The sequence below is a fragment of the Candidatus Magnetobacterium casense genome (genome assembly GCF_019173545.1).
GTDB lineage: Bacteria > Nitrospirota > Thermodesulfovibrionia > Thermodesulfovibrionales > Magnetobacteriaceae > Magnetobacterium > Magnetobacterium cryptolimnobacter.
In genome coordinates this window covers 1-7,773 of the sequence record NZ_JABXWD010000160.1, presented here as the reverse complement: position 1 = coordinate 7,773, position 7,773 = coordinate 1, and the positions used below count along the sequence as shown (strand labels likewise).

At 51.0% G+C, this 7,773-nt stretch carries 8 protein-coding genes and 1 pseudogene; 7 read left to right on the top strand and 2 right to left on the bottom strand.

What is annotated here, in order from left to right:
• Both HWQ67_RS09755 and HWQ67_RS09750 read left to right on the top strand, forming a co-directional pair.
• On the top strand, window positions 1-502 hold a 502-nt coding region (locus tag HWQ67_RS09755; RefSeq protein ID WP_218252500.1), incomplete at its 5' end, for a hypothetical protein.
• 97 nt (window positions 503-599) lie between these two features.
• A complete protein-coding gene (locus tag HWQ67_RS09750; protein ID WP_218252499.1) occupies window positions 600-1,625 on the top strand; it encodes a glycosyltransferase family 4 protein in 1,026 nt (341 codons plus the stop codon).
• A gap of 83 nt (window positions 1,626-1,708) precedes the next feature.
• Here HWQ67_RS09750 and HWQ67_RS09745 read toward each other — a convergent pair whose 3' ends face one another.
• On the bottom strand, window positions 1,709-1,858 hold the full coding sequence (locus HWQ67_RS09745) for a hypothetical protein (protein WP_218252498.1): 150 nt from the start codon (window positions 1,856-1,858) through the stop codon (window positions 1,709-1,711).
• A gap of 85 nt (window positions 1,859-1,943) precedes the next feature.
• Here HWQ67_RS09745 and serA point away from each other — a divergent pair, with 85 nt between their 5' ends.
• The 5 genes from serA (at window position 1,944) to HWQ67_RS09720 (ending at window position 7,539) form a co-directional block, all read left to right on the top strand.
• Window positions 1,944-3,521, top strand: a complete 1,578-nt coding sequence (gene serA / locus HWQ67_RS09740; protein WP_218252497.1) for a phosphoglycerate dehydrogenase — start codon at window positions 1,944-1,946, stop codon at window positions 3,519-3,521.
• Window positions 3,522-3,552: 31 nt separating this feature from the next.
• On the top strand, window positions 3,553-4,836 hold the full coding sequence (locus HWQ67_RS09735) for an adenylosuccinate synthase (RefSeq protein WP_218252496.1): 1,284 nt from the start codon (window positions 3,553-3,555) through the stop codon (window positions 4,834-4,836).
• Window positions 4,837-5,105: 269 nt separating this feature from the next.
• Entirely contained in the window at window positions 5,106-5,897 is a 792-nt protein-coding gene (locus tag HWQ67_RS09730; protein ID WP_218252495.1) for a transporter, read from the top strand.
• Between the two features lie 39 nt (window positions 5,898-5,936).
• Window positions 5,937-6,809: an ABC transporter ATP-binding protein gene (locus HWQ67_RS09725; protein ID WP_218252494.1), complete on the top strand. Its 873-nt coding sequence runs from the start codon at window positions 5,937-5,939 to the stop codon at window positions 6,807-6,809.
• Window positions 6,802-7,539: an ABC transporter permease gene (locus HWQ67_RS09720; RefSeq protein ID WP_218252493.1), complete on the top strand. Its 738-nt coding sequence runs from the start codon at window positions 6,802-6,804 to the stop codon at window positions 7,537-7,539. Before HWQ67_RS09725 ends, HWQ67_RS09720 begins: the two co-directional genes overlap by 8 nt.
• A gap of 39 nt (window positions 7,540-7,578) precedes the next feature.
• On the opposite strand, the pseudogene HWQ67_RS09715 reads toward HWQ67_RS09720, so the two are convergent.
• Window positions 7,579-7,773 (bottom strand): annotated as a pseudogene (locus HWQ67_RS09715) (hypothetical protein); the annotation flags it as partial.

The following is a 7,773-nucleotide window of genomic DNA, read 5'->3' as shown; positions in this document are numbered from 1 at the left end:
AGAAAAGGTCAAACCACGTGACACCATGGATAACGTCAGAGAAGCACAGGAGGAAATACACAGGTATCTGGATGACTCTATCGCCATCAATGAGTCCAATGAGCACGACAAGAGAATCCGCCAGATACTTGGCAACAAGGATATATCGGTCTCTGAAGAAACCCTGACATGTTACCTTGATTACCTCGAAAAGAACATCGCCCCTCCATTTCAACTTGTCGGCGCGGAACCCTTTGACTGGGAAAACTCCTATCTGTTTGGCGTCGGTAAGAAAAGAGAATATGATAAGTTTAAAAAGACCAGGCCATCTTACAAAGATACATTTAAGTTTATCAAAATAGAGAAAGAGTTAAACATAGAAGACGGTATACTTGTCAAGGTGCAAAGATTGGCTGATAACAAGAAGTTCGTGCTTCCACTGTCAATGCTCCGCGCAGAGAGTGATAAGTCTGCCAACTATCAGTTAATACATGACTATAGTTCCTGGTTCGTAAACAACTGACGTATAGTGTCGTTGCATGTAGCATCGACTGTCGTTTTTTTTATAGGCCGTTGTATTATCGCATCACACCTGATGCAAATAAGGACATGAGAACACTGTGAGGATATGTTTTTTCAGGCACTCGCTCCTCAGTCGCGGCGGAGACAAGATGGTCGTAGAACACGCCAATTACTTGGTGAGTCGGGGGCACGACGTTACCATCGTCACAAACGTCCTGGACACCGTATTTGAGGTCAAGGCCAAAATACACAGGATATCCCGGCTCAGGAGTAAGGCCGTTACCATACTCAAGGCACTGACCTTCGCCGAGTCATACGACGTCATCATAGCGGACATCATCATGATGGTGTTTTTTCTGTCGTTTAAGAATAAGAAGCGACTCGTGTGCTTTGCCCAGGACTATGATGAGTCCTACTACAAGGGGGCACCGATGAAGTGGCTTATCAGGGCGGCGTACTTTTATTGTCTGACCCTGCAGCGGATTGCGGCGATACCGGTGTCTGAGGCGTTGGGGCAGTTGCTTGTCAGGCGCTTCAGGGCCAATGTCTGCGTGGTGGCAAACGGCGTGGATACGGAGGTGTTTTATCCCGATCCTGAGTACATGTCGCTCAAAGATGGTCGCCCCGTTGTCCTGGTCTTTGGACGCAGCGATTACCGTAAGGGGTTTGACCTGGGGCTGCGGGTGTTGGCACGGTTTAAGGCGGAGATAGATTCCGGCGCCCTGGCGGTCTGGTCGGTGGGGGAGGAGTTGGATACACCATTTAAGATGCGACGGTTTGGCTTTGTAGCGCCCGATCGTTTGCGCAAGATACTTTCGGTCTCAGACGTCCTGTTGTATCCGTCGCGGCATGAGGGATTGCCGTTGTTTGTGCTTGAGGCGTTGGCGTGTGGGGCACCCGTTGTGACGACCGAGGCCGTGAACATCCTCACGCATGGCGTGGATGCCGTCGTGTGTCCCGTTGGGGACGTTGACTGTTTGGCAGAGGGGGTGCGGGGAGTCCTGGGCAACGTGAGTCTGAAGTCCGAGCTGATTGCCGGCGGGTTCAGCACGGTTAAGAAGTACACGCTCTCCCAATGCAAGAGGCTCTTTGAGGAGCACATCCTGAGGCTGTTTGAACCATGAGGTGGCAGAGAGAAGGGAGGCGGAGCCGCCCCTTTCTTTCTTTAATTGTGTGAATTACGTTATAGTTACTTATGCTCTTCTGCTTATGATATTACGTTAAAGGCCATCCTGAAGTATGGCCCCGGATACTTTTTAAGATGTCCCGATGCTACCAGGGTTTCTGGATGTCCGGTTCTCCTGCCGTCAAACAGGGGTTGCCACCTGTGAGGAGATATTATTATAATAATAGCCATCTCCCCTCAGTGGAGGGTTATGGAGAGCAAATTTACCATAATTTTATAGTATCAAGAAAAAAAAGTTTATGGAGGTAATTACCCAATGAGGGTTCTTATTAGCGACAACATCTCAGCCGAAGGGGTTGAGATACTAAGGCAGGCCGGTCTTGAGGCAGACGTTAAAGTGGGGATGCCCAAGGATGAGCTGATTGCCTGTCTTTCTGACTATGACGGCATAGTGATCCGCAGCGCTACAAAGCTGACGGCCGATGTGATAGAGTCCACGACGAGGCTTAAGGTGATAGGTCGGGCCGGTTCCGGTCTTGACAACGTGGACAAGGCCGCTGCCACAAGAAAGGGCATCGTGGTGATGAATACCCCCGGGGGCAATACCATCACTACGGCCGAACATACGATGGCCATGATGTTATCGCTGGCGCGCAAGGTGCCACAGGCCACTGCATCGATGAAGGACGGCAAGTGGGAGAAGAAGAAGTTCATGGGCGTGGAGCTGTATAACAAGACGCTCGGTATTGTCGGCATGGGTAATATCGGCACACAGGTGGCCAAGAAGGCCCAGGGACTTGAAATGAACGTCATCGGATATGACCCGTTTCTGCAAGAGGAGCTTGCCCTGCAGATGGGTATAAAGAAGGTCTCCATCCAGGAGTTGTTTAAGAACGCCGATATCATAACGGTCCACACCCCGCTGACCGCCGAAACAAAGAACCTGATAAACAAGGACTCCATTGCCACGATGAAAGACGGCGTACGGATAATCAACTGTGCCCGTGGCGGGATCATCAACGAGCAAGACCTCCATGATGCCATCAAGAGCGGTAAGGTGGCCGGTGCAGCAATCGACGTCTTTGAAAAGGAGCCTCCGGAGGACTCCCCGCTGGTCAAACTGGACGAGGTGATATGCACACCACACCTTGGGGCGGCAACCGTGGAGGCGCAGGAGAACGTTGCCTTGGCCGTGGCCGCACAGGTGGCCGACTATCTGATCAACGGTACTATCCGCAATGCAGTAAATTTCCCCTCCATTCCGGCCGACCAGGTCAGCACCCTCAAGCCGTACATAGACCTGGCTGAAAAACTGGGATGCTTTGCCTGTCAGTTTGTCGAGGACGAGGTGAAAGAGATAAACATAGAACTCTGTGGTGAGGCTGCAGAGATAAACGATGCCCCGGTGACCCTGGCAGCCATGAAGGGGTTTTTATCGCCGATACTGGAGGCCACCGTGAACTTCGTCAATGCCTCGGTCATAGCAAAGGACAGGGGGATTGAGGTCAAGGTGACCAAGAGCGAAGATGCCGGCGATTACAACACAATGCTGTCGCTGAAGGTAAAGACCGATCGTGCCGAGCACGTCCTTTCGGGGACGCTGTTTAGCAAGAGGGACCCAAGGATAGTCAAGGTCAACAATTTCTACATAGAGATCATCCCCGAGGGTATCATGCTGTTTATAAACAACAACGACAAGCCCGGCGTCATAGGCAACATAGGTAATCTGCTGGGACAGGCGGGTATAAACATTGCCCGTATGAACTTTGGTCGGGAGACCAGGGGGGGCAGGGCCGTATCGGTTGTCAGCGTTGACAGTGACATCGGGGCGGAGATGATGAATCAGATAAAGGGACTGCCCAACATCCTGAGCGTCAAGAAGATTACAATATAACTCATATAGGGATCAAAAGAGAGGAGAATTAATGTCAAACATCGTAATTGTTGGTGCCCAGTGGGGGGATGAGGGAAAGGGCAAGATTGTTGACTGCCTGACGGAGACCTCCGACGTCGTTGCCAGATACCAGGGTGGGCATAATGCCGGTCACACAGTTGTCATAGGCAAAGAGAAGTTTATCTTGCACCTGCTTCCGTCGGGGATACTGCACAAGGAAAAGTTGTGTATCATAGGCAATGGGTTGGTGGTGGAGCTATCAGCCCTTGTTGAAGAGATAGATGCGCTCAGGGTGCGTGGTGTAGCGGTAGGGAGCAACCTCAAGGTCAGTAAGGCTGCACACCTGATAATGCCCTATCACGTGACACTCGATCAGCTCAGGGAAGCCGCCAAGGGCGACAAAAAGATCGGCACCACCGGAAGGGGCATTGGCCCGGCCTATACAGACAAGGCAGCCCGCACCGGTGTCAGGGTATCGGACCTGTTCTATCCCGATGTGTTGCGTGAGAAGTTGCAATCCAATCTCATCGAAAAGAACCTGCTGATCGAAAAGCTCTACGGTGGCAAGCCTGTCAGTCTTGATGAGGCCTATGATACGACCATGTCCTTCAGGGATAAGGTAGAGCCTTTTGTGGATGACACCGACGTTACAATCAACGGGTACATATCCCAGGGCAAGCGCATACTGTTTGAGGGCGCCCAGGGTACAATGTTGGATATAGACCATGGCACGTATCATTGCGTGACGTCTTCAAGTGCGTGTGCCGGGGGTGCGTTGACGGGTTTGGGGGTAGGGCCAAAGGTCATAGACGAGGTCTTGGGGGTGGCCAAGGCCTACACGACGCGTGTTGGTGGCGGACCGTTTCCCACCGAGCTGGAGGATGCCACGGGTGAGATGTTGCGCGAACACGGCGGGGAATATGGCGCTACAACGGGCAGGGCACGTCGCTGCGGGTGGCTTGACCTTGTTGTGCTAAGGCACGCCGTGAGGGTTAATGGCCTTACGGGGATTGTTATCACAAAGCTGGATGTCCTTGATGGTTTGAGTTCGGTCAGCGTATGTGTTGGTTACCGATATGGTGGCAAGGTGTTGACGGAGTTCCCAAAGGAGATGACCATACTGGAGCAGTGTCAACCGGTGTATGAGCAGTTTGATGGTTGGAGTGGCACTGCCGGAGTGAGGGATTTCCAGAAACTACCGGATAATGCCAGGGCTTATCTGAAGATGATTCAGGAGCGACTCAACGTACCAATTGTCATCGTCTCCACAGGCCAGGACAGGGACGATACGATCTTTCTGAAAGACCTGAGATAAGAAAAAAAAAGAAAGAAGGAGGGCGGCTCCGCCCCCTCCTCAGACCTCCCCTGCAAGGGGGCCAGCCCCCTTGACCCCTTCCTGCGCAGGCCTAATCTTAAGCATTTTGAATCTGCCATAACCTCAATCTTCAAGACAGGATAACTTCACTGTGCGCTTGTCTTGGCTGCCCATGCTTGACAACATTTCCGTTGTGGTGTTATCTTTATATACTATGGTTTAGTTTCTATGCCATAGAGTTCAAATATAATCCTGAGAAGGAGATTCAGATGGTAAGAAGGTTTATCGGTACAAGGTCACGTCTATGGTTGTATGTCATTGTTGTGGCTTTATTGGTTTTTGGTGTATCAGGAATCGGGTTTGCTGCCCATCCGCTCATCACCGATGATGCGGGCACGCAGGGCAAGGGCAAGTTTCAGTTGGAGCTTACGGGGGAGTATGGGCATGACAAGGAGGATGGTGTTACCACCAGGGAGACGGGTTTAGCGGCAACGCTAACGTATGGGATTGTTGACCCCGTTGACATTGTCATAGGGCTTCCGTATCAGTACATAAGGGTAAAGGACTCAGAGGGCAAGATAAGGGTTGATGGCATATCTGATATTCCTCTTGATGTTAAGTGGAGGTTTTACGACAATGAGGGTTTGAGTTTTGCCTTAAAGCCTGGGGTTACCTTTTCCACGGGAGACAGCGAAAAGGGGCTTGGCACTGGAAAGATGACCTACCATGTCTTTTTGATTGGCAGCAAGGAGGTCAAACCGTGGGCTTTTCATGTCAATCTGGGTTATAACCGCAACGAGAACAAGGCAGAAGAGCGCAAGGACATCTGGCATGCCTCTGTTGCCACCACTTACGACGTTGCGGAGAAGTGGCAGCTTGTTGGCAACATTGGTATCGAGCGTAACCCCGATCCTGGCAGCAACAATCATCCGACCTTTATCCTTGGTGGGGTAATTTACTCACCGTTGGAGAACCTTGATCTTAGTTGTGGTTTCAAGGGAGGGCTGACCAGGTCTGAGACGGACTATGCGATTATCCTGGGTTTGACGTGGAGGTTTTAGTGTGAATGTTCCACGTGGAACATTGTTTAACTAACACTGGTGGCTGTCACTGACTCGGCAGGGGGAACCGTCCTGCAGGTTGTAGAGCTGAGAAAGTCCTACGGCAAAACACACGCCGTCGATGGCATCAGCTTCGCATTCCAACGTGGAGAGTTCGTAGGCCTGCTGGGTCCAAACGGCGCCGGTAAAACTACCACGATCAAAATGCTCTCCGGACTGATTAAACCCTCCGCCGGTAATATCGCATACTTCGGAAAAGACTTTGTCACCAACCAGAGATTCGCCAAAAGCACTATTGGTTGCGTCCCACAAATAAACAACCTCGACAGAGACCTCACCGCATACCAAAATATGTACCACCACGCCCTGCTCTATGACATCACGGACAATGCAACCAACGAAAAAATAACAGAAGCCCTCCAGTTTGCAGGCCTGACAAACTATATCCATAGAAAGGTCAAAACCTTCTCAGGGGGCACCATGCGACGACTCGTCATCGCAAGGGCACTCCTGCACCAACCTAAAATACTATTTCTAGACGAACCCACCGTCGGACTCGACCCACAAATCAGACGCGATATATGGGACTATATCCTGAAGGTCAATCAGATCAAAAAAACTACTATACTACTGACCACACACTACATAGAAGAGGCCGAACGACTCTGCCAAAAAATCCTGATCATAAACAATGGACGCATAATCGCAGAAGGTAACCCCGATGCCCTGAAACAAGATATGGGCCACTACGTCCTTGAGATATTCAACGAGGACGGTATAGAGGAACGCTTCTTCGATGATCGCGACGCCGCAGTAACCTCCCTCAAGGGCTGCCTCCAGCCATGCAAAATACGTGAAGTCACCCTCGAAGACGTCTTTTTGAAACTCACCGGCAGGAGACTCGATGCTTAACGGTCTCAGAGCCGTGCTCTACAGAGAGATGACCGTATTTAAAAGCCGGGCAGTCAAACAACTCGTCACATCCTCCGTACCGCCCCTGCTGTTTCTGATAGCCTTTGGATGGGGACTAGGCAAACAGGTAAACGTCGGAGGGCTGCCCTACATATCGTTTCTCGTCCCCGGGCTTATCACAATGAGCGCCCTCAACCAGTGCTTTGCCATATCAGCCGAAATCAATATATCACGGTTCTACTTCCACACATTTGACGAGTACCTGATCGCACCCGTCTCCAACGTGGAAATAGTCCTGGGACTGACCATTTTCGGGATGTTCAGGGGATTGTTAAGTACACTTATCATATTTATCTATACATTTCTCTTTGACGTACAGTTGTCGTTACATCCGGCCTTCTTTGTGGCCCTCACCCTGCACGCATTCATCTTCTCCGCCCTGGCCGTGACAACATCAATGGTCGTACAGGACCACTCAGGACAAAACCTCGTCACTAGCTTCGTCATAACACCAATGGTATTCCTGTGCGGAACCTTCTTTCCCGTGGACAAACTGCCGGCAATCTTTAAATACCTGGTACTCGTCCTGCCCCTCACATACTCCACCAAGGTGATAAGGGCATCCCTGACCGGAGGTACTATCGAACCGCTCTATATCTGTTTGCTGACCCTTTATTGCATAATCTTTTTTATAACCGCCATATGGGCGCTTAAAAAAGTAGAGGCATAGAAGTCGGCGCTGCGTGACGCTCCGTAAAAATGCCACGCACTATAAGAAACCGGTACGTACGGGCAGTGGCGGTGTTGGTTGCCGTCCGCACTTCAGATTCCAGTAAGCCCACGAGCGTCGGTCAAAGATACCAGATGGGGCATTGTCGAGTACTTCACGGAACTCTTCTTGTCCGACGATACCCTCAATGGCCGCCAAATCCTCAACCGTGCCGTAGGTCATGACGTGAGCGAT